Raw genomic sequence first — 18588 nt, forward strand, 5'->3', positions numbered from 1 at the left:
AGTGATTTAGAAGGTACCCCATCGAGGGTATAAATTGTGCTCTATGTCAAATTGGTCCAAACATTTTCCAACTCCATGATTTACAATATCATCAATGGATTTGGGTTTTGTATAAAATTCAGTTACTGGAGGCAAAATCACAATTCCCAATCTAGAAAGCTTTAACATATTTTCTAAATGGATTGCAGATAATGGAGTCTCCCTCACCATTAAAATTAATTTTCTAGACTCTTTTATCGTGACACCGGCAGCCCTTGCAATTAATGTGTCATCATAGCCATTGGCAATTGCTGCCAATGTCTTCATACTGCAAGGAGCAATAATCATGCCATCAATTCTATGTGTTCCACTAGAAACACTTGATGCCATATTTTTTTCATCAGAAATAGTTGATGCAAGAGATTTTACATAATCAATTGTATAGTCAGTCTCCATAGAGATGCATTTTTGGGCCCACTCAGACATTATCAAATGCGATTCAATATCTAATTTCTTGAGGGTTTCTAACATCCTAATTCCATAGAGGACACCAGTACTACCAGTAATTCCAATAACTAATTTCAATAACTGTTCTACGGATGTGTAGTATTTTATCTAATAGATAAGAAGGAATTATTGGCACTAGATGTTTTGGGTGTTTTCAGATTCTTCAAGTTCTGATTCTTGTTTCATTTTTCGACGCTTTATCCATAATGAAATTCCACCAACAGTCATGGCTGTGAGTAAAATTACTCCAGCCATTTGGAGTTCAAAATGATATAGCATATCTAAAATAGTATCAGTGAAGGGAAAAATCTTGTGATTTTGGCCGATCTTGAAAATTAGCTATATTAGCTCCCCATATCTAGGCATAATGTGATTAAAAGTTCTGAGATTAAAAAAATAGTTAATGACTACTCAGATGTCAAAATTGGAGTTCTAGGAAGTCATTCAGCATTAGAAATTATGGATGGTGCAAAAGATGAGGATTTTCAAACCAAAGTTTTCTGCCAAAAGGGAAGGGAAGGGCCTTATCAAAGATTTAACAGGATTGCAGATGAGGTTATTGTTTTAGACAAATTCAAAGATATGGCTTCTGCAAAAAATCAGAAAATATTACGAGATTCAAATACAATTATTGTTCCACACAGATCACTCACAGTTTATCTAGGTTACAAAACAATTGAAAATTCATTCAAAGTTCCTATTTTTGGAAATAGGAAATTGTTCCAAGCAGAGGAAAGGACTGCAAAAAAAGGACAGTATTACTTGCTAGAAAAAGCCAGAATAAAATACCCCAAATTATTCAAGGACCCCAAAAAAATTAACAAGCCATGTATAGTTAAAGTTCAAGAAAAAAATAGGCCTCTAGAAAGAGCATTCTTCACAGTTTCATCATACAAAGATTTTGTAGAAAAATCAGAATCAAAAATCAAGCAAGGTGTAATCTCAAGAAAGGATCTTGAAAAATCAAGTATTGAGGAATTGGCAATTGGAACATACATGAATTTTAATTTCTTCCACACACCAATTTCAGACCAGGTAGATTTTATTGGAATTGAGCGAAGATTACAAACAAACATTCATGATTATAATGCATTACCAGCAAAGCAGCAACTAGACATTGATGTGGATTTACAAAATATTGAAGTTGGCCACACCCCAGCAAGCATCAGAGAATCCCTTCTTGAAAAAGTCATAAAGATGGGAGACAAATTTGTAGCAGCTGTAAAAAGAGAATATGCACCTGGAATTATCGGACCATTTTCACTTCAAAGTGTAATTACAAAAGATTTGGAATTGATAGTATACGATGTTTCATTAAGAGTTCCAGGAAATCCAATAGTTGCCACAACTAGTCCATATACAAAATATCAATATGGTACAACATTTGGAGTGGGAAGAAGAATTGCCATGGAGATAAAACGAGCCCAAGAGGAAGGCCGTCTAGATGAAATAGTCACATAGATTTTTTATTTCTTAAATTAAGATTGTCAATTACAAAATTCTAGCAGTTAATTCATTATAGAAAGTTCCACAAAGAAAAATTAAAGGCGCAAACCCCTAACTGCAGAACTATGAGAGATTCCCTCTCGTGGTCAAACGTCTAAACGCTTGATTGCCTTTATTCGTTCTGCGGGGCAGCGCAATCTAATCGCCAGATTTTTCAACTAACGACATCAATTAGTATAAGACAAATAACTATTTAACATTTAGTATGATTATTTTGAATAAAAATAACAAATAATTATAAATTTTAGTTAGGCATTAGCAATCAAATTTGATGAATAGAGTTGGCACTATTAGTAATTTGAAATGTCCCTAAAATACGGTAATTGAGAAATATGATCATGGGAAAAAGAGTTACAATTATGATACCAGATGATCTAGATAAAAAAATCCGTACGATTCAAGCACGAAAGATCAAAGAACAGGCTGCATCATATAGTTATTCAAAAGCAGTGAATGAAATTTTAAAAAAAGGTCTTTAAAAAGTACAAAAATATATTTTCAGTAAAGACTTTACAACTTTGTTAATTGGTTAGATTGGAAATATACTGAATACCATTCGTTCTAATTTTGAATGATTAAAGCGGTTTGACATTCAAAATGGAATTGCTGATGCCAATTAACAATACAAACTCTTTAGTGGTCATTTATGATCAACACAGTATGGGGAAAACTATTTTCATAAAAGAGATAGTCAGTATTTTAAATGAACCAAGACTTTGTCTTACATGCCAAAAAGAAGACAGATTAGAGAAGAACATAGTAAGAGAAGAAAGATCAAATGGAAAAACTATCTTGTGTACAAGATGCGAGACATTGATTGTAATAACAAACCACAATTTGAAAAAAGTGGAATTATCTTCAACTAAAGATGATATAATTATGCTAAAAGAGCCACATTTGATTAGAAAGGTAGGATACTAGTTTTTGTATTTTCCAAGCAATTCCCGAATAACATAATTTCTGACATTTGCAAATTCCCATTCCTTGAGATTTGCATTTCTACATTCTTCCTTAATTATAAGACCGGCCAAACCATGACTCCAGATATGACGTTTAGTATCATAAACTTCGATGATTTTTCCATGTTTGGTAATTTTTATTGCTCCATGACATCTTTGAATAACTTGTGATGCTACATTTTGGTATATTTTTTCAAAATTGACCATAAGATTAACACATGGAATTACATCAAAAAGGTTCTGATTATTCAGTGCATAATATTATACGATAGAGAACATCAGAGAAAATGCTGATGATTAATCAACAAACTAAGCTATACTGATAGATGATGAGTTTGCCGAATTATGAAGCATTTTTAGAAATATAATCAAGATTGCATATCAATAACATCCACAGTCATAGATAATGGTGGAGATAGTGCTGAGGGAATATCAATACTTTCCCAAACAAAGACTTGGATATGATATATGCCAGTTTCCTTTGGAATCCATGATTGTGCAGGAGAAAAAGATTGGTTAGGAGACAAAGAACCAGTTAGCCAAGATAATGATATCACAACATTATTCTCATTACTTACTTGGGTAATGTATGCAAAATTTTGTTGGATGTCCTGATTGTTTGAAATATCGGCCACGATCATGATTTGCTCATCGACAAAATGGGTTTTAATTTCAGAAGATACTTCAGTGTTAACTGGATCTGCAAATGCTGTGCTCACACCAATCATCATAAGAAAAAATGAAAGAAGCAAAAATTTCATAACCAGTATTAATAGGATGTATATTTAATCTAGCTATTGGGAGAGCTGCCTGAAAAATATCCAGAGTATTCTATAATGTACAAAACACTGTCTAATCAAATCAAAGTTTTGAAAAAAAGAAAAGAAAACTCTTTACAAAACGAAGTCATTGAAATAGATCAAAAAATTAAAAATTACCAATTAGAGATGTCAAAAATAAAGAAAATGTTCCCAGAGAATTTTTTTGAAGAGATTTAACTATTCATGAGAATGATCATGTCCACAATCACATTGATTTTCATCACCTTTGGAAGACATTAGTTTTTGCACCATTTCATCTCGAATTTTGAGTAAATCTCCAACTTGGGATTTTAATGAATCAGAATCCCATTTGGTTTGACTAAGTTCTCTTACAACATCAATAATTTCAAGATCTACATTAAGTAAATTATCCATTAACTGTTCTTGCTCATTCACATAATTCTACAAAGACACTATGAAAAAAACTATTCTAATCAACAATAATTTCAAAATTTATGCCTCCATGCTTTCTTTTAGGAGATTTTTTCTAACAAGAATAGGGATATTGTAAAATGCCCCCAGAGCCATGGCATCTGAGGCTCGATAATTTCGCAATACAAGATCTTTTTTGCCTGTAAAATACAAATTTGCACGTAAGACCTCCCCGCTTTCATAGATTTTTACTTTGACTAAAACCAATTCATTTTCTTCACAAATCTCCTCTATCATTTTGTAAATTGATGGTGCAGACTCCCCATCAGTGTCACCAAAACTGGAGATATGTCTAGCAACCTCACCTGAAAAAGCTCTCATGTGAAATTCTTTTCCACTATCAGCTTTTAGGACAACCATTCCCTCTACAGCATACGGATCCACAAATCCAACATAATCAATTTTTACAGATTCGTAATCAGGTTCTTGTGCTTGATCAATTTCCATGATATTACGCATAAACTATCGGTTTAAAGCTTATAAAGATAGCAAATTTTTCAGATCAAAAATTGAAGAGATAATTTGTGAACTATTTTTATTCGATCAGAGGCTACGCGTAACCCCAAATTATTTAAAATCAACAGCAGTGGGTAGCTTAATGTCTGAAAATCCAGAGCGAGCAGTATCATATGTTCTGAGTAAATCAGTTACAAAATACATGGACAAAGATGTTTTGATATTGAGTATGGAAACTGAAACCAGAGAGGCAGCTAGAATGTTGCGTCACTATGAAACTGACGACATCGTTGTTACGGATGCAGATAAACTTCCAGTTGGAATCGTTACAGATGATGACATTCTAAGAAAAGTAAGTGATGTCACAGTTTACGCAGAAGCAACTAGACTAAAAGACATCATGACAACCCCACTAATTACAATTAATGAGAAATCAACGCTGCAAGACGCATTGCATATTATGCGAGATAATGGAATTAGAAAATTACCAGTAATATCAAAGAAAAATTTTGTAATTGGAATGATTTTTCAAGCAACAATTGCAAATGTGATTCGGGATGCAACAGGTACACCACCTCGTCTTTTGAGCCCTCCTGTAAAAGCTATTCTTGGTAATTTGGGATTCGTATTACAGTTTGCAGGAGTACTGTTACTGGTTCCAGCTATTCTTGCAACAATATTAGAAGATACAGTTATTGCTACTGGAATTTATCTCACAACAGTTCTATTACTTGTAACAGGATTCTTTCTAAACTCTTATGGGGAAAAATCAAGTCTTAATCTTCAGCAAGCATCAATTCTAGTATTTTCTAGTTTATTTTTACTAACCCTATTTGGCACAGTCCCATATCTGTATGTGCTGCCAAGTGATGAAACAGGTATCGAGGCATTTTCAAATGCCTTCTTTTCAAGTGCTGCGGGATTTACAACTGGAGGAATCTCATTATTTCAAGAACCAGAAAATCTCTCTCAGAGTTTTACGTTTTTTCGTAGTTATACACAATTAGTAGGTGGAATGAGTTTCATCTATTTGGTAATTACAGCATTTTATCCAGAGTCAAAATTGCAATCAATGCGCGGTTTTATTTCAGGCAGAACATTACACATGAAAGAGTTATTCCTAACAATTACAATCATATTTTCTATTTACATTGTCATTGTTGCATCTTTATTGTATGTTTTTGGGGAAAATAACATCATAGACAATTTCGCATTAGCAATGAGTACCCTTGCAACAGGTGGATTCGTTCCAACATCTACAATACTACATGATTTGGTATGGCAAGAACATTTGATATTGATGGGCGGAATGATTTTAGGAGCATTGCCATTTACATTCCACTATGCATTTGTAAGAAAGAAATTCTTGTCTCCAAAATTAGGAAAAGAGGTATTGACATATTTTGCAATATTAGGTAGTGCAACAGTATTATTCATATCAATTAGTGGATTGGATCCATTACAAAGCGCTTTTTATTCAGTATCGGCAAGTACAACAGCTGGATTGCAGATGAGTAGTCTTGCAGGTTTAAGTGGAGGGGCACATGCAATTCTAATAATTTTAATGATAATTGGAGGATGTGGATTTTCAACAGCTGGAGGTCTAAAGATTTTCAGACTAATGCATTTGAGACACATTGGATCTTTTCTAAGTAAAGCAAAAAGATCAGGATTATCAATGGAGACAAAAAAAGAAATCATTTCAACTTTAATTATATTAGCATTATTCCCAATAATTTCTGCAATTGCAGGACTGCATCTTGCTGAAACCGAGCAGGTTTCATTTCAAGATGGATTCTTTGAAGCTGCAGGAGTTATTACTACAGGAGGGTTATCCGCAGGAGTTATTGATTTGGAGACAGATCCTGCAACAAAAATCGTCTTAGGATTTTTAATGATATTTGGCAGATTAGAAATAATTGCAATAATCTACATATTTGTGCCTAAACTTAGTTAAAAAAATATTTTTGACCATAAAATTTGATTTTAAGTCATACCAATACAATACCAGATCAATTAAGAACCAGTATCAGATTGGATAGAATTTAATTTCATTAAACAGAAGTAGAGATTATGGAGGCAGAGTTTGAAAAAATTGTTAGTAAAGGTAAAAAGTTAATCATAGTAGGATTTGTTACAATTTCAATACTGTTTTTGCTCTATTCGAGATATCAAGATCCTGAATTACTGACTCCAGCCGCAATTGATTCAATTCAAAGAATAGCTTATGGGTTTTACATTACTTTAGTTGCATCATTTGGAACAATTGCCATTGGATTGTATCGGTATTGTAAAGGTAAGGTTGCTGGAAAACAAAAAGATCTATCAACAATAATTGCATTAACAGTATGGAATTCAAAATCACGTAAAATTTTTGTTGTCACATTCATAGGATATGGAATATTTTTCTCACTAATATCAGGGACTTTGGTGTATCAACCAGAAGTAAATTTTGCAATTCATTATGGTGCAACAATCCCATCAGGGTTTATTGCCCCATGCTGTGACGGGCCAGGTTACATGCCAAAAATCATCGTGTATCTAACAGAACATGTAGGATTACAAATCATTCCAATTAATTTAGTATTACAAATTACTGTCTCATACCTAGTAGGATTAAATGCTGCAATTGCTGTTAGTGCATACAGCATATCAAAAAAGGGGAGAGGGATTAGCACCATAGGGGCTGCAACAGGATTATTCATTGCATGTCCAACATGTGCAGGAACATTTTTGTCAATTTTTATTGGAACTGCAAGTGGAATTGCACTATCAATTGCATTGGCTCAAATGCAGACATTTTTCATTGCAATCTCAATTCCAGTTTTAATAATAACACCATATGTAATGGCAAAAAAATTAAGGAATTCAGATGGCAGTTGTAAAATAGATACTAAGTGAATTTTTTAACTTCAGGGATTTTATGATTCCCAATATCATAGCCATCACGTCGAAGATACTTTAGTGTAAGTTTATACAATAATTCATCATGATCTACCTGTTCTAAAATTTCAGTCCACAAAACCTTTCCATTTTCCTCAATGAATTTTTTAAAGTTAGGATTCATTGATTCTGCGATCTTTTTGCATTCATCAAATGTTTTACCATTTTTGTATGCGCGAACACGTCCATCACAACTATCCATGCATGAATAATCTAAAAATTCTAAATAAACTTAGTTTATCTGGGTTCAAACAAATAGAAGACACAAAATTAGAGAACATGGGCATAAAGTCACCCACAGAATATGTTGATTTTTTCATAAATCTCAATATGGGAGAAAATGTGAGTTTGTTGAGCTTTATTAATAATGAAAAAAACGTGCTCAAAAAAAACTTGGGTTTAAAAAATATCAACAAAGAGCCAATCAAAAAAGGAATAGAAATTTTAGAATTACTAGTAAAAGAGATTAATGAAAATGGTGAAAAAGCAGTACTGAGGAAATATCAAAAATAATTCAGGGAGAAATCATGGATAAAAATTCACAGATTATCAGAACTGAAATTATTCGAATTCTTAATGAAAATGGAAAAATCAGAGGTACTGAGCTGGCCAAAAGAGTAATTAAAAAAATGGGAAACGAAAAAACAGTTTATAGAGAAATCAGTTCATTAGTAGAATCAGGGGAGATTGAAAAGAAAGTCCTAAGCAGGTCGCACATAGAATATGAATTGATAAATTTATACGAATCAGTAAACAATCAACTCAAAAATTTACACAAAGAAATTGAAACGGTCTATGAAGAAATAAAAAATTATAGTAAATTAAGTAGCGAAGAGAAATTCTCATTTCATGAAAGATTAAGAGCTACCATTCACTTGATACACATCGTCCAATCAACAGATGGGATAATGAAGTTATTATCATATTATCCAGCATTTAAAAAAGACAAAATGTTTTCACAGATTAATAGAAAAATTGAGGATTGCTGGGAAATTATCATGGAAGATATTGCACATCAGCCAGAGGAGGATTTCTTAAATGAAATACTTGCAAATTTAAGAATATCACAAATGGATTCAAACAATGTTAATTAAAATTTTTTAGTTTTTCTATAATTACTTTAAGAATTTCTTCATCATCCAGAAGAATTAGGGGGAAGTTATTTTCCTCACTTGCCTTACGAAATTCAGTATCTTTGGTTACTATGATCATGTCATTTTCACGAGCATAATTAATTATAGAATAGTCAGATCCTAGTTTTTTACCTTCTAACTGAAGCTTTCGTACGCTTTGAGCATCATAACCTAATTTTTTCAGTCGCTCATCCATACCATCTAAATTTTCATCAACCAAAATTTTCATGATTTTGTATAGTTCAAATTCAATATTAGTGTAAACATAAAGTAAATCATCAAATACTTATTTTAAAACAAATTATCAATTTCTTATGGATGTAAAAAAAGATGACAAATCAAAAAGATCCAAAATTGACCATATTGCTTATTACAAATCATTATCCCAAATCATTTCAAATATTCAAAAAGAGAAAGAAGAGGAAAGTGAGCAGGCCATTAAAGATCATCTAGAAAATAGAATTGATGCAATGGAAAAAGACAGAAAGCGAATAAAAGACATGTTTCCAGAGATAAAAGAAGAGGAATGGGATGGCCACACCAACTGAAAAAAACCACAATAAACACTTGGACTTGCTTCAAGACTACAAAATTCACTTGGTAAAATACATTGAAGAATTAGAAAAACTAGACAAACAATCAGAATTTGCAAAAAAATGGAATGAGACCATCATAAAAGAAAGAAGAAAAGAAGTTCAAGTTGTGGATAAAATTTTAAAAAATCTGATTAGATTTTAAACATGATATTTTTGTGTCAAGTCATATAGATTATTACAAAAATTTTCAACGTGCTCAGAAGGGATTCCATCAAACCATGCCAATTCCTCATCCATACTAAATTTTTTTGTATCAAGTGAAGATTTAGTAAAAATTATCTCCTCCCGGAATAGTTTTATAATTTCTTCTTGTTCTTCTTTTGTCAGATTGTAATTACAAGTAATCAAATCAATTTCAACATGATAATTTTCATTATTGGGGTTCATCCTTGCCTTTATGAAAGGTTTGTTTAGTTGTTGACACTCTCGAAAATGTTTGTCATATTCAAACATTTTAGAATCGCCAAGATATTTGTGAAATATCATGAGATTAAGAATTAGAGATGAAATAAAGACTAAAGGTCAGCAGTTATTTTCTTAATGCGGGTAATCAATCTAATTTTAGTATCAATTGGCATTTCAGGCTCCATAGTAAAATATACAATATTTCTTTTAGTGTAAATAACCATTTGAGAAACTCTTTCTCGTTCCACATGCACATATCTAACTTTTCCAAGTGAGCGATCAAATTCTTTTCTCATTGATCTTCTTTGAGCAACCTGCTGACAGAAATGCTCTTCTTCTTTTTGATTTTTCAAGTTGGTTTTTCCCGTTTTCATAATTGCTTCACGAATGTTACCCTTTGGATCAATTATAGCCGCAAATCTCATTTTAGGATCCAAGTTTAAGATTTTTTGAACAATGTCTAAAAGATCAATTTTTTTTGCTGATGCCATGTGTTTGAAAAATATTTTTGGTAAATATAAGCTATCAAAACGTTTTAGAAATAAAAAGCGTGGAATTATAGTTAAATTCATTTGAGAGTATGCTAATTTATGAAAGAATCAATCGTAAAGGTTCTCGAAGAATTAGAAGCGCAGTCATCCCTTGAAAAATCTAGGAAAGTAAATATCCCACCGGAGGACAGGATGCTGACAATAACTAAAGAAACAGGCGAATTGCTAAACATGATTTTACGCCTAAAAAAGGCAAAAAATATGCTCGAGGTAGGCACGTCAGTAGGATATTCAACCATTTGGTGTGCAGAAGCAATTGCTGAACAATCAGGTAATATCATATCAATTGAGCAAAACCCATCCAAAATTAGGCGAGCAAAAGCAAATTTTCAAAAAGCGGAGGTCAATGATTCAATATTTATCAAAACAGGCAATGCAATGAACATCCTAAAGGAGTTAAGTAGACAAGAAAAATACAAGAATTTTTTTGATTTTGTTTTAATTGATGCAGATAAGGAAAGCATCATAGAATACTTTGATTTAATTTTACCAATGGTCTCATTGCAAGGAGTAATAGTTACAGACAATATGTTGTATCCAGAAAAATATAGAGAAGAGATGAAGAAATTTTCAAATTATTTGAAGGCAAATCCTGATTTGATAACTATCACATCAGAAATTGGTAATGGTGAAGAAATTACGATCAAACTAAAATAATTATTTTTTCTCTTGCTTGATTTTTTTTGGTAAAGATTTCTTATTTTTTGGTTTATCGGATTTTGGTTTTTTTTCAAGTGATTTTAATTTTTTGCTTTTAGCGTCTATTTGTTTTTTTATTTTTTCTTGTTGTTTTTTTAATTTTTTATTTTTATTCTGAATTTGGCGGTCAATTTTTTCATGTTTCTTTTTGAGTGAATCATAAATCTTTTCTTCTTTTTTAATTTGAGCAGTCAATTTAATTTGAGATTTTAATTTTGCTTTTTCTTGCTGAGTCTTTTTTGTAATCATTTGTTTTTCTTTAGAAATTTGATTGATTGATTCTAATCTATCTTCTTTTGCTTTGATTAATTCTTCTTCTTGTTTTTTAATTAATTTTTTTAATTTCTCAGATTCCTCAAATTTTGCTTTTTCTTCATTTACTTGAGAGAGAATTTCATCATATTCATTTTTACTTTTTTCTAATTCATCTTGTTTCAATTTGATCTCGTAAGCAATTTTTGCCTGTTCTCCTAGGCGTAATTTTTGCTCTTCAACCATTTTAGCCAACAATTTTTGCTCAGTTTTAACCTGTTTTTCAATATCTTCCTGCTCTAATTGAGCTTGTACCAATTGCTTTTTTTGTTTGGTAAGTTCGTTTGTGATTTTATTTTTTTCAGAATCAATTTCTTTAAGAATTTTTTCTCTTTCTTTTTTTACTTTGATTAATTCTTCTTTTTGGGCAATAATTTCTTCAGAGAGTTTTGTTTGAGATTCAATCCTTTCCCTCTCTTCTTTAATTTGTAATTCCAGAGATGATTTTTCTTGAGTTATTTTTTGATCGTATTCTTTTCTATGATTAATTAGTTGTGTCAATTTTGTTCGCTGATGACTAAGTTCGTCAGATATTTTTTCCTGTTGTTCTATTTTGTGCTCTTCATTTTTAATATCCTTACTAATTTCTACAAGTTCTTTTGATGTATCATTTGAATTCCATCCTTTTGGCATACTTCCACGAAGATTATGTTTTGATTCCTGGTTTTCATGTATTTCATTAACAGTTGATGAGGAGTTGGATGTTTGAGTTAATTCTTTAGACATATTTTGTAATTTGACAGATGAATGAAGTTTAGATTCCAAGTATCGAATGTCAGATTGATACAGATATCTATCATTTAGAATTGTATCATGTATGTGTTGTAATCTTCCAGGATCTCCATTTCCAGATTCTATTAGTTCTTTAATTTTATACAGTAAATCATTTTCCTCATTGTTAGAATCATCTTCAAGAGAAAATGATGAATTTAGTTTGTTTTCTAGATAGACTTGATCAGAGTGATAAAGAGGTTCTCTATTTTTTACATATTCTAAAATATGGTACAGTCTACCGGCATCACCATTACCAGAATCAATTAGCGATTCTATTCTTTCAATGGTTTCTGTTAAGCTTAATTGGTTCAATTTTCAGTCCTTTTTGATTATTTTTGATATAATTTGGTAAAGATTACTGTTTAAAAAAAATTTACACATACATGAATTTTAGGTGCTTTGAATCACTACTAGAATCTAAATTAATTCCAGATATAGGATTACATTGGAAAAATTATCATTCTAAATATTCTCGTTTATTAATTAGAACATAATACCTGGGGTATGAAAACAGGGTTTCCGATAATAATCATAGGATCAGTCATGTTTGTATCTGGTCTTGTAATGTTTTACTCTATAGAACTAGGTCAAACAGATTACAATTTGAGATTGATTAAAAATATTGGAACATTTATTGGTCTTGCAGGAATGGGCGTGACTTTGGCAGGGATTTTGCTTAACTTGATTAGTAAAAGTCAGCAACCTATACAAGAAAATTATGACGTTTAATCATCAACGAATAACACCTTCTTATCAAAACACATTCAAGATAGAGTAGTACAAAACTAAATTATATATTCAAAATTTAGATAATTAAGAAATGTCAGAAAAATTTTGGCTCGGATCAATCTATTTGAAGGATGAAGGCGGTTACGAAATAATCATCAAAGCATTGAAGCATTATAGAAACAGACTAAAAACTATAGGAAAAAGTCCAGAGCTAAAAGATTCTGCAGCAATGTTTTCATCAGTTCTAAATCAGCAAGCTGTAAAAACAATTCCCGTAATTGACAAAACAATACTAAAAATTCAAAACAGTCTATCAGATATTGATTCAATAAAGAAATTAGAAGAAGATATTCCATTTATTGAGAAAGCATTATCCTGTTATGATGCAGACATAAAGAAAGCACAGGATACGGGTCACGAATATTTTGTAAAACTCATAGGCAATATGGTTGAAGCAAGAGACGATCTAAATACCATAAAAATGGCATTACGAAAAATAAAACTATTTTCAGAATAATATTACAATCCTTGCAAATACCAATCCAAGTATGGTCTTAATGCCTTACACTGTTTCTTTTTTTCAGATTCATTATCCAAGTCTATTATTTTTTGTATTTTTCCCTGAAGATATTCAGATGTCAAATTGCTTTTAAATTCAGGCATTATTTTTTCTAGAATTTCAAGAATTTGTGTGGATGTCGTATTCTCAAAGTCATCTATGACCATATTTACTTGCTCCTCTAGAGTCATATGATTATTTTAAAAATCCCATTATTATTTGATTCAACTAGAAAACGTCTTCATCATCCCAAGTAATACGGAATCTTCCAGTAACTCTAAACATATGCAGTTTTCCACCTTTTTTAAAATTCAATTTGTATAACTTGTGTGATGAATCTTCAATATCTATGCCAACATTGTCTTTTAGGGTTTGAAACACTATTGGATTGTTAGAGATTTGTTTCCAGTCATTTTCATCAAAATCAAGATAGAATTTTGTATATAACAATCCCATAGTGATCTAAAGATTACCCCGAATAAATAACTAGATAGGATTCTATTTATTCAATAGATTTTGAGGCAGCATAAACCCCAAATAACTGACAATAGCTGGAAATATTATCTGAGAATGAGAATCATTTCGGATTATTTCAAAAATCTTATGGATTAATTGCTGAATCTCCAAATGCTCATCTTTATACAATGTCTTCTTTGGATTTTTAACAGCATCCAATATCGTAAAACCATTATCAGTTTGAAGCAGATTTCTAAGGAGTAGATTAGCGAGGTTTATTTTCTCATCAATATCTTTATGTGAATAATCCGTATCCAGTCTATTAATCTGTGATTTTATATCATGAAAACAGTTTGTAGTGTTTCGTTCAACATAGTGCTGAGATTTTGTCTCATAGTTATTTGACGGGGCATAAAATTTCCTATTTGCTTTTGTAATGACAACAATGATTTCTTTATCAATCAGTAAATTGCGTGTTTTTTCAAATGTTGTTTTTGCCATATATTCTGGAACAATTAACTTCATCAAGGCATTATGATGCAAATCAGGGTGTTTTCTAATAGTTTCAAGAACTATCCTTTCACGCTCATATGTTTTCAGATTAGGCTCATAATGACTCATTTTATTTAGGTCGACCTATAATATACAGGTCATCTATTAATCAATATCGGTCTAGATTTTCCACAGAGGAATTATCCATCGATATTAAATACAAATTTTGAGAGACAGATCACCTAACACATGTGGGAATTGATGAGAAATCATCAATATTCCACAGTAATTTAGATTATTTTTGTGCGTTCAAGCCATTCAAACATCTGAATATTATCCCAAAAACTCATGGAGATCATGGGATTTTACAATTCAACTATTTTGGTCATAGAGGATAGTAAAGCTGTACGAATTATGCTATCTCAATATATTAAAAAAATTGGATTCACAAAAATTATCGAATCAGAAACGGGTCAAGAGGGAATTCAAAAATTTAATGAATTAGTGGAAATTGAAATCACACCCATTGTATTTGTAGGATATCATTTGCCGGACATGAGTGCAGCTGAAATTATTCCAAACATATTATCAAAAATGCCAATAACAAAAATTATTCTAGAGACATCAAAAGACAGACATGAAGAATCCGTACGAAGTTTATTTTCATTAGGGATTTCACATTACATGCCAAAACCATTACGTTTTGAAAATATGAAAGAGGTGATCAGTACAATTAAAGAAGAATTTGAACTTGATGAAACGTCTGGAGTCGAAACAGAATCAGATAGAATAAAAGAACATTTGAAAGCAGTTCATCGCACAACCATAACTAGAATTTCACAAAATTGCGGATTACCAACAAAACAAGTTTTGACATATTTGCAAAAATTAAAATCAAAAGGAGATGTTATGCAAATGAATCCAATTAGAGAAATACTATGTTCCAATTGCAATTCAGTAAATACATCAACAATATTTTCTTGTCCAAAATGCACAAGTTCAAATTTTTCTGAAACGAGATTAATCGAGCACTATGATTGTGGCTCAGTTCATCCAGATAAAATGTTTAAAGATGATATTTGTCCACAATGTCAAAAAGAGATCAAAGCGATAGGGGTAGATTATAGGATAATGTCAAATTTGTTTATCTGTAAAGACTGTGAAGAAAGATTTCCAAATCCAGAGATTGATCTGAACTGTATTAAATGTGGAAATAAATTCACATTTTTTGATGGTAAATGGATTGACAGTCCAACATTCATGTGGATGAAAGAACCATTAGAATCAAAGAATATGAATGAAGAAATAACTAATCAGGAAATAATCAATACTATTTCAAATTTAAGTCAGTAAATGTTTTTTGCCACAGATAGACCCAGTCCAATATGCTTAAGTTTGGAGAAATTCTAAAAAAATCCATGGACCTAAATGAATTGCATCAAAAAGAGATTGATTCGCTTAGAGATGAAAATATAGAATTAAGGAACAAAGTAAAAAAACTAGAAGAGAGAATTCAAGAATTAGAGAGAAAAGAATGACGTCATTTGAAGATAAAATACGAGAAAAGATGATTAGACAAAAAGAAGAGTATGAGAAATATAAGAAAAAAGAGGGAGATTCAGACCTACTCTTTAATGAAAAAGACAATAAGAGTAAAATTCAGGATAAAGAATGACTGAAAATGCCAATGATGTCTACTCAGAAATAGACGAAGAATTAGAAATTACAGACGAGCAAGCACAAGAACTTTTGAAATTAAATGAAAAAGAAATTCAGATTTTAATTCTTTCTGAATTAAAAAAAATAACATCACTTCTTAATCAAAGAAAAACCAAAAAATGAAACTAGGAATTATAATTGCAGTGATTTTGATTGGAATAATTGGAATAGAAGAATCGTTTGCAAAAGAGTCAAAAATCCCAAATTGGATATTAGATGTTTATGATTTTTGGGCAGAAAAGAAAATTTCGGATGCAGAATTAATTAATGCAGTAAAATTTCTAAATGAAAAAAGTATCTTACCATTAGTACTACAAAAGGAATATGACTATAAATCAAATTTTTTATTGACTATATTACATAACGACTTTGTATACGAAGAAAATTCTTGTAATGATGGATGGTATGTTACAGGGTACTTCATACCTGTAGAATCAGATTACTCTAGTTATGCCATAGAAATTAAAATTGATGATCAGTTCTTTGAATATGATTATGATTTTGTAGATTCTGTGAAGAGAGAAGGTTGGGGGAAAACAAATAATGGAAATTATTTAGGTTGGTATTCAAATGAATTTCATCTAAATGAAGTTCCTTTGGATAATTTTGGGAATACATTAAAAGTTGGAACCATTGCTATTGATCCTTTATCATATGAATTGGGCTCTAAAATATTCATTTCATCCCTTATTGAACCATGGAATGAGATAATTTTTACTGCCAATGATGTTGGCGAATCAGTAAAGAACAAGCACATTGATGTTTTTACAGGAGAAGGTATAGAGGCTGAAAAGGAGACCTTCAGAATAACAAGTTACAATAATTCGGCATGTTTTATAGATGAATAATTTTTTGGTAATATTTTTGAGAGTAAAAATTTTCTTAGTTAAAAAAATCCACATCAATCCAGTAAACTATCATGAAGATGTATTCAAGATCTCAATCCAGAAATAATCATCATTACTACAAGGAAAACGCCCAATCCCATTACTCCGATTGTAATGAGTTTTAGTATATGATAATATGTGATTATTGGTATATGAGTTTAGAATCTAAGAATTTATGAAGACTTTAGAATTTGATACTGTAATCATCTCAACTGCTTCAATTTCCATATTCTCTTTATTTGAAATTTCGAGAATTTCATCACGATGTACTTCTTTCAAATGTTTCAAGAATTCTTCCTCTTCAATATCATTATGTTTGTAATTACAAGAGGTGAAAACACAGTTGAAATTCATTGAATATTATTTAATATAGAATATTTTTATCTTTTATTCCTAAAAGATGTGCTTTACTTTTAATGGCAAAAATGCCATTTGATATTATTGCTAAATACATTCCTGATTTTCGGATTGACAGTTACTTTGTTTATTGGGCTGATTTCATTTGTAATGGCTGACTCTGATGAAGAATATTTGCAACTCAAAAGAATCTATGATGAGCAAAGATGGAATCTTGAAAAGGAATTTAAAGAAAAATTCAAACAATCGAGTATTCAGTTTAAGGAGAAAAAACAAGAGATCTATGAAAAAAGTGAATCAGACTCAACATCGACAGTTGAACAAACCAACCAAATGCTCAGAAATGCATTTCATGAATTTCTAGATAGGCAAAAAGAAATCAAAACAGAGTATACCTCCAAAGTAGATGCACTAAATGAAATGTTTACAAAAAAATTTGAACAGTTTGAAAATAAATACCTCTATGGGTTAAAAAAGTAATAGAGTTATGGGATGAAGGAAAAATATCAGATATTGAATTTGTAAACTTTTTATCATTTTTAATCAATAATGATATAATCACAGTAAACCAACTAGATTTTTTAAAATATGACAGTAAAATTGTGCAGTTGATTAACGTGGCAAAATGAGGTATTTTTTGTTTTTCGAATTCATTATTTATTTATATCAAAAAAATTAACTTCATATCTTTAGTAATTCCACATAATTTTTGACTGTGAGGTTTTTTCATTGAATAAATTCATACTTTTTAACAATCCTCCATTTGTCTATATCTTCATGAAATTTTTGAATCCACATTCCTGTTACTTTGAAATTATTTTTGATGGAAATAGAAAATGCTAATTTTTCTTGCTCATCAGGGTTCATTTTTTTGTAAATCAAACTCACATGTGGAATGAACTCATATTTACTAATAGAATCAAGAGATTCTGTTAATTTTTTGTTTATTCTTGTCAATGGTTTGTTTGGATGAAATTCTACAAACAACGTCTTCCAAAAAACATCAGAATAGGACACACTGCTTTTTTCAATGATAAACTGTTTTTCACCTTGAATACTATTTCTGACGATATTGTCTAATTCATCAAGATCGATATTGACTAACCCATAAGCTGTGATATGGGGTTTGAAGGGATGAGCATTATATTTAGAACTTAGATCATTGATGATATTTGCAAAGTAGTCTGTATCTTTTTTTTCGAATACAAACCAAATAGCACACATTGTATTTTTACTGAATTTTTGGTTTTAAATTCTATTCAACAAACAACCTCATATCATAATTCTAGTTACAGTACAATTTTACTCACAAAGAG

34 protein-coding genes are annotated in these 18588 nt (G+C 30.9%); 19 read left to right on the forward strand and 15 right to left on the reverse strand.

The window, feature by feature from the left end; genetic code table 11:
* Positions 1–6: 6 nt before the first annotated feature.
* The gene (locus C6990_RS04225; RefSeq protein ID WP_182128684.1) at positions 7–564 is read right to left on the reverse strand and encodes a UbiX family flavin prenyltransferase; all 558 of its coding nucleotides are present in this window, start codon (positions 562–564) and stop codon (positions 7–9) included.
* A 291-nt stretch (positions 565–855) separates the two neighbouring features.
* Between C6990_RS04225 and C6990_RS04230 the strand changes: the two genes are divergently transcribed.
* From C6990_RS04230 to C6990_RS04240, 3 genes are all read left to right on the forward strand, one after another.
* The gene (locus C6990_RS04230) at positions 856–1947 is read left to right on the forward strand and encodes a formate--phosphoribosylaminoimidazolecarboxamide ligase family protein (RefSeq protein ID WP_182128686.1); all 1092 of its coding nucleotides are present in this window, start codon (positions 856–858) and stop codon (positions 1945–1947) included.
* A 383-nt stretch (positions 1948–2330) separates the two neighbouring features.
* A complete protein-coding gene (locus C6990_RS04235; RefSeq protein WP_182128688.1) occupies positions 2331–2471 on the forward strand; it encodes a hypothetical protein in 141 nt (46 codons plus the stop codon).
* Positions 2472–2652: 181 nt separating this feature from the next.
* Positions 2653–2913, forward strand: a complete 261-nt coding sequence (locus C6990_RS04240; RefSeq protein ID WP_182128690.1) for a hypothetical protein — start codon at positions 2653–2655, stop codon at positions 2911–2913.
* On the opposite strand, the gene C6990_RS04245 is transcribed toward C6990_RS04240, so the two are convergent.
* Both C6990_RS04245 and C6990_RS04250 read right to left on the reverse strand, forming a co-directional pair.
* Positions 2910–3158 (reverse strand): hypothetical protein, encoded by a 249-nt coding sequence (locus C6990_RS04245; RefSeq protein ID WP_182128692.1) that lies wholly within the window; start codon positions 3156–3158, stop codon positions 2910–2912. The two genes, C6990_RS04240 and C6990_RS04245, sit on opposite strands and share 4 nt — an antisense overlap.
* Before the next feature lie 161 nt (positions 3159–3319).
* Positions 3320–3712 carry a hypothetical protein gene (locus C6990_RS04250; protein WP_182128694.1) on the reverse strand — a complete coding sequence of 131 codons (393 nt, stop codon included), beginning with the start codon at positions 3710–3712 and terminating at the stop codon, positions 3320–3322.
* Positions 3713–3748: 36 nt separating this feature from the next.
* Between C6990_RS04250 and C6990_RS04255 the strand changes: the two genes are divergently transcribed.
* Positions 3749–3949 (forward strand): hypothetical protein, encoded by a 201-nt coding sequence (locus tag C6990_RS04255; protein ID WP_182128696.1) that lies wholly within the window; start codon positions 3749–3751, stop codon positions 3947–3949.
* Here the strand turns inward: C6990_RS04255 and C6990_RS04260 are convergent, their stop codons facing one another.
* A complete protein-coding gene (locus C6990_RS04260) occupies positions 3950–4168 on the reverse strand; it encodes a hypothetical protein (protein ID WP_182128698.1) in 219 nt (72 codons plus the stop codon).
* A gap of 57 nt (positions 4169–4225) precedes the next feature.
* A complete protein-coding gene (locus tag C6990_RS04265; RefSeq protein WP_182128700.1) occupies positions 4226–4651 on the reverse strand; it encodes a bifunctional nuclease family protein in 426 nt (141 codons plus the stop codon).
* A gap of 151 nt (positions 4652–4802) precedes the next feature.
* Between C6990_RS04265 and C6990_RS04270 the strand changes: the two genes are divergently transcribed.
* Positions 4803–6617 (forward strand): CBS domain-containing protein, encoded by a 1815-nt coding sequence (locus C6990_RS04270; RefSeq protein WP_182128702.1) that lies wholly within the window; start codon positions 4803–4805, stop codon positions 6615–6617.
* Between the two features lie 116 nt (positions 6618–6733).
* Entirely contained in the window at positions 6734–7561 is an 828-nt protein-coding gene (locus tag C6990_RS04275) for a hypothetical protein (protein ID WP_182128704.1), read from the forward strand.
* On the opposite strand, the gene C6990_RS04280 is transcribed toward C6990_RS04275, so the two are convergent.
* Positions 7554–7805 carry a hypothetical protein gene (locus tag C6990_RS04280; RefSeq protein WP_182128706.1) on the reverse strand — a complete coding sequence of 84 codons (252 nt, stop codon included), beginning with the start codon at positions 7803–7805 and terminating at the stop codon, positions 7554–7556. The genes C6990_RS04275 and C6990_RS04280 overlap by 8 nt on opposite strands.
* Positions 7806–7807: 2 nt before the next feature.
* Between C6990_RS04280 and C6990_RS04285 the strand changes: the two genes are divergently transcribed.
* Positions 7808–8116, forward strand: a complete 309-nt coding sequence (locus C6990_RS04285) for a hypothetical protein (RefSeq protein WP_255465192.1) — start codon at positions 7808–7810, stop codon at positions 8114–8116.
* A 14-nt stretch (positions 8117–8130) separates the two neighbouring features.
* Positions 8131–8697, forward strand: a complete 567-nt coding sequence (locus tag C6990_RS04290; protein WP_182128708.1) for a hypothetical protein — start codon at positions 8131–8133, stop codon at positions 8695–8697.
* Here C6990_RS04290 and C6990_RS04295 read toward each other — a convergent pair.
* Positions 8690–8965 carry a DUF5615 family PIN-like protein gene (locus C6990_RS04295; RefSeq protein ID WP_182128710.1) on the reverse strand — a complete coding sequence of 92 codons (276 nt, stop codon included), beginning with the start codon at positions 8963–8965 and terminating at the stop codon, positions 8690–8692. The genes C6990_RS04290 and C6990_RS04295 overlap by 8 nt on opposite strands.
* Before the next feature lie 85 nt (positions 8966–9050).
* On the opposite strand from C6990_RS04295, the gene C6990_RS04300 reads away from it, so the two are divergent.
* Positions 9051–9284 (forward strand): hypothetical protein, encoded by a 234-nt coding sequence (locus C6990_RS04300; protein ID WP_182128712.1) that lies wholly within the window; start codon positions 9051–9053, stop codon positions 9282–9284.
* Positions 9268–9474: a hypothetical protein gene (locus C6990_RS04305; RefSeq protein WP_182128714.1), complete on the forward strand. Its 207-nt coding sequence runs from the start codon at positions 9268–9270 to the stop codon at positions 9472–9474. The genes C6990_RS04300 and C6990_RS04305 overlap by 17 nt, the downstream gene beginning before the upstream one ends.
* On the opposite strand, the gene C6990_RS04310 is transcribed toward C6990_RS04305, so the two are convergent.
* Together C6990_RS04310 and C6990_RS04315 are read right to left on the reverse strand one after the other, a co-directional pair.
* Positions 9471–9785: a hypothetical protein gene (locus C6990_RS04310; protein ID WP_255465193.1), complete on the reverse strand. Its 315-nt coding sequence runs from the start codon at positions 9783–9785 to the stop codon at positions 9471–9473. The two genes, C6990_RS04305 and C6990_RS04310, sit on opposite strands and share 4 nt — an antisense overlap.
* Positions 9786–9847: 62 nt before the next feature.
* Positions 9848–10228 carry a DUF6659 family protein gene (locus tag C6990_RS04315; protein WP_182128718.1) on the reverse strand — a complete coding sequence of 127 codons (381 nt, stop codon included), beginning with the start codon at positions 10226–10228 and terminating at the stop codon, positions 9848–9850.
* Positions 10229–10327: 99 nt separating this feature from the next.
* On the opposite strand from C6990_RS04315, the gene C6990_RS04320 reads away from it, so the two are divergent.
* Positions 10328–10945, forward strand: a complete 618-nt coding sequence (locus tag C6990_RS04320; RefSeq protein WP_182128720.1) for an O-methyltransferase — start codon at positions 10328–10330, stop codon at positions 10943–10945.
* Here C6990_RS04320 and C6990_RS04325 read toward each other — a convergent pair whose 3' ends face one another.
* Positions 10946–12385 (reverse strand): coiled-coil domain-containing protein, encoded by a 1440-nt coding sequence (locus tag C6990_RS04325; protein ID WP_182128722.1) that lies wholly within the window; start codon positions 12383–12385, stop codon positions 10946–10948. It lies immediately after the preceding gene.
* Positions 12386–12577: 192 nt separating this feature from the next.
* On the opposite strand from C6990_RS04325, the gene C6990_RS04330 reads away from it, so the two are divergent.
* Positions 12578–12802, forward strand: coding sequence for a hypothetical protein (locus C6990_RS04330; RefSeq protein WP_182128724.1), 225 nt, complete (start codon positions 12578–12580; stop codon positions 12800–12802).
* 91 nt (positions 12803–12893) lie between these two features.
* Positions 12894–13319, forward strand: a complete 426-nt coding sequence (locus C6990_RS04335) for a hypothetical protein (RefSeq protein ID WP_182128726.1) — start codon at positions 12894–12896, stop codon at positions 13317–13319.
* Between the two features lie 2 nt (positions 13320–13321).
* Here the strand turns inward: C6990_RS04335 and C6990_RS04340 are convergent, their stop codons facing one another.
* The 3 genes from C6990_RS04340 to C6990_RS04350 are packed head-to-tail and all read right to left on the reverse strand — an operon-like array spanning position 13322 to position 14438.
* On the reverse strand, positions 13322–13552 hold the full coding sequence (locus C6990_RS04340; protein ID WP_182128728.1) for a hypothetical protein: 231 nt from the start codon (positions 13550–13552) through the stop codon (positions 13322–13324).
* A 37-nt stretch (positions 13553–13589) separates the two neighbouring features.
* Entirely contained in the window at positions 13590–13817 is a 228-nt protein-coding gene (locus C6990_RS04345) for a hypothetical protein (protein ID WP_182128730.1), read from the reverse strand.
* A 42-nt stretch (positions 13818–13859) separates the two neighbouring features.
* Positions 13860–14438 carry a hypothetical protein gene (locus tag C6990_RS04350; protein WP_182128732.1) on the reverse strand — a complete coding sequence of 193 codons (579 nt, stop codon included), beginning with the start codon at positions 14436–14438 and terminating at the stop codon, positions 13860–13862.
* 228 nt (positions 14439–14666) lie between these two features.
* Between C6990_RS04350 and C6990_RS04355 the strand changes: the two genes are divergently transcribed.
* From C6990_RS04355 to C6990_RS04375, 5 genes are read left to right on the forward strand one after another with little or no spacing between them, the layout of a single operon-like run.
* Positions 14667–15662 carry a TackOD1 domain-containing metal-binding protein gene (locus C6990_RS04355; protein ID WP_182128734.1) on the forward strand — a complete coding sequence of 332 codons (996 nt, stop codon included), beginning with the start codon at positions 14667–14669 and terminating at the stop codon, positions 15660–15662.
* Between the two features lie 32 nt (positions 15663–15694).
* The gene (locus C6990_RS04360; RefSeq protein ID WP_182129132.1) at positions 15695–15847 is read left to right on the forward strand and encodes a hypothetical protein; all 153 of its coding nucleotides are present in this window, start codon (positions 15695–15697) and stop codon (positions 15845–15847) included.
* Positions 15844–15984, forward strand: a complete 141-nt coding sequence (locus tag C6990_RS04365) for a hypothetical protein (protein WP_182128737.1) — start codon at positions 15844–15846, stop codon at positions 15982–15984. Before C6990_RS04360 ends, C6990_RS04365 begins: the two co-directional genes overlap by 4 nt.
* Positions 15981–16151 carry a hypothetical protein gene (locus C6990_RS04370; RefSeq protein WP_182128739.1) on the forward strand — a complete coding sequence of 57 codons (171 nt, stop codon included), beginning with the start codon at positions 15981–15983 and terminating at the stop codon, positions 16149–16151. Before C6990_RS04365 ends, C6990_RS04370 begins: the two co-directional genes overlap by 4 nt.
* Positions 16148–16876 carry a 3D domain-containing protein gene (locus C6990_RS04375; protein ID WP_182128741.1) on the forward strand — a complete coding sequence of 243 codons (729 nt, stop codon included), beginning with the start codon at positions 16148–16150 and terminating at the stop codon, positions 16874–16876. The genes C6990_RS04370 and C6990_RS04375 overlap by 4 nt, the downstream gene beginning before the upstream one ends.
* A gap of 204 nt (positions 16877–17080) precedes the next feature.
* On the opposite strand, the gene C6990_RS04380 is transcribed toward C6990_RS04375, so the two are convergent.
* Positions 17081–17269, reverse strand: coding sequence for a hypothetical protein (locus C6990_RS04380; RefSeq protein ID WP_182128743.1), 189 nt, complete (start codon positions 17267–17269; stop codon positions 17081–17083).
* Between the two features lie 87 nt (positions 17270–17356).
* Here C6990_RS04380 and C6990_RS04385 point away from each other — a divergent pair, with 87 nt between their 5' ends.
* Positions 17357–17752 (forward strand): hypothetical protein, encoded by a 396-nt coding sequence (locus tag C6990_RS04385; protein ID WP_182128745.1) that lies wholly within the window; start codon positions 17357–17359, stop codon positions 17750–17752.
* 246 nt (positions 17753–17998) lie between these two features.
* Here C6990_RS04385 and C6990_RS04390 read toward each other — a convergent pair whose 3' ends face one another.
* Positions 17999–18496, reverse strand: coding sequence for a hydrolase (locus tag C6990_RS04390; RefSeq protein WP_182128747.1), 498 nt, complete (start codon positions 18494–18496; stop codon positions 17999–18001).
* Positions 18497–18588: the final 92 nt, after the last annotated feature.

This window comes from Nitrosopumilus sp. b3, from assembly GCF_014078525.1.
Classification (GTDB): domain Archaea; phylum Thermoproteota; class Nitrososphaeria; order Nitrososphaerales; family Nitrosopumilaceae; genus Nitrosopumilus.

Coding starts and splice junctions, on each gene's coding strand:
- C6990_RS04235 (WP_182128688.1), top strand. CDS start 2,331: ATGGGAAAAAGAGTTACAATTATGATACCAGATGATCTAGATAAAAAA.
- C6990_RS04240 (WP_182128690.1), top strand. CDS start 2,653: ATGGGGAAAACTATTTTCATAAAAGAGATAGTCAGTATTTTAAATGAA.
- C6990_RS04245 (WP_182128692.1), bottom strand. CDS start 3,158: ATGGTCAATTTTGAAAAAATATACCAAAATGTAGCATCACAAGTTATT.
- C6990_RS04250 (WP_182128694.1), bottom strand. CDS start 3,712: ATGAAATTTTTGCTTCTTTCATTTTTTCTTATGATGATTGGTGTGAGC.
- C6990_RS04265 (WP_182128700.1), bottom strand. CDS start 4,651: ATGGAAATTGATCAAGCACAAGAACCTGATTACGAATCTGTAAAAATT.
- C6990_RS04270 (WP_182128702.1), top strand. CDS start 4,803: ATGTCTGAAAATCCAGAGCGAGCAGTATCATATGTTCTGAGTAAATCA.
- C6990_RS04275 (WP_182128704.1), top strand. CDS start 6,734: ATGGAGGCAGAGTTTGAAAAAATTGTTAGTAAAGGTAAAAAGTTAATC.
- C6990_RS04280 (WP_182128706.1), bottom strand. CDS start 7,805: ATGGATAGTTGTGATGGACGTGTTCGCGCATACAAAAATGGTAAAACA.
- C6990_RS04285 (WP_255465192.1), top strand. CDS start 7,808: ATGAATAATCTAAAAATTCTAAATAAACTTAGTTTATCTGGGTTCAAA.
- C6990_RS04290 (WP_182128708.1), top strand. CDS start 8,131: ATGGATAAAAATTCACAGATTATCAGAACTGAAATTATTCGAATTCTT.
- C6990_RS04295 (WP_182128710.1), bottom strand. CDS start 8,965: ATGAAAATTTTGGTTGATGAAAATTTAGATGGTATGGATGAGCGACTG.
- C6990_RS04300 (WP_182128712.1), top strand. CDS start 9,051: ATGGATGTAAAAAAAGATGACAAATCAAAAAGATCCAAAATTGACCAT.
- C6990_RS04305 (WP_182128714.1), top strand. CDS start 9,268: ATGGCCACACCAACTGAAAAAAACCACAATAAACACTTGGACTTGCTT.
- C6990_RS04310 (WP_255465193.1), bottom strand. CDS start 9,785: ATGTTTGAATATGACAAACATTTTCGAGAGTGTCAACAACTAAACAAA.
- C6990_RS04315 (WP_182128718.1), bottom strand. CDS start 10,228: ATGGCATCAGCAAAAAAAATTGATCTTTTAGACATTGTTCAAAAAATC.
- C6990_RS04320 (WP_182128720.1), top strand. CDS start 10,328: ATGAAAGAATCAATCGTAAAGGTTCTCGAAGAATTAGAAGCGCAGTCA.
- C6990_RS04330 (WP_182128724.1), top strand. CDS start 12,578: ATGAAAACAGGGTTTCCGATAATAATCATAGGATCAGTCATGTTTGTA.
- C6990_RS04335 (WP_182128726.1), top strand. CDS start 12,894: ATGTCAGAAAAATTTTGGCTCGGATCAATCTATTTGAAGGATGAAGGC.
- C6990_RS04340 (WP_182128728.1), bottom strand. CDS start 13,552: ATGACTCTAGAGGAGCAAGTAAATATGGTCATAGATGACTTTGAGAAT.
- C6990_RS04345 (WP_182128730.1), bottom strand. CDS start 13,817: ATGGGATTGTTATATACAAAATTCTATCTTGATTTTGATGAAAATGAC.
- C6990_RS04350 (WP_182128732.1), bottom strand. CDS start 14,438: ATGAGTCATTATGAGCCTAATCTGAAAACATATGAGCGTGAAAGGATA.
- C6990_RS04355 (WP_182128734.1), top strand. CDS start 14,667: ATGGGATTTTACAATTCAACTATTTTGGTCATAGAGGATAGTAAAGCT.
- C6990_RS04360 (WP_182129132.1), top strand. CDS start 15,695: ATGCTTAAGTTTGGAGAAATTCTAAAAAAATCCATGGACCTAAATGAA.
- C6990_RS04365 (WP_182128737.1), top strand. CDS start 15,844: ATGACGTCATTTGAAGATAAAATACGAGAAAAGATGATTAGACAAAAA.
- C6990_RS04370 (WP_182128739.1), top strand. CDS start 15,981: ATGACTGAAAATGCCAATGATGTCTACTCAGAAATAGACGAAGAATTA.
- C6990_RS04375 (WP_182128741.1), top strand. CDS start 16,148: ATGAAACTAGGAATTATAATTGCAGTGATTTTGATTGGAATAATTGGA.
- C6990_RS04380 (WP_182128743.1), bottom strand. CDS start 17,269: ATGAATTTCAACTGTGTTTTCACCTCTTGTAATTACAAACATAATGAT.
- C6990_RS04390 (WP_182128747.1), bottom strand. CDS start 18,496: ATGTGTGCTATTTGGTTTGTATTCGAAAAAAAAGATACAGACTACTTT.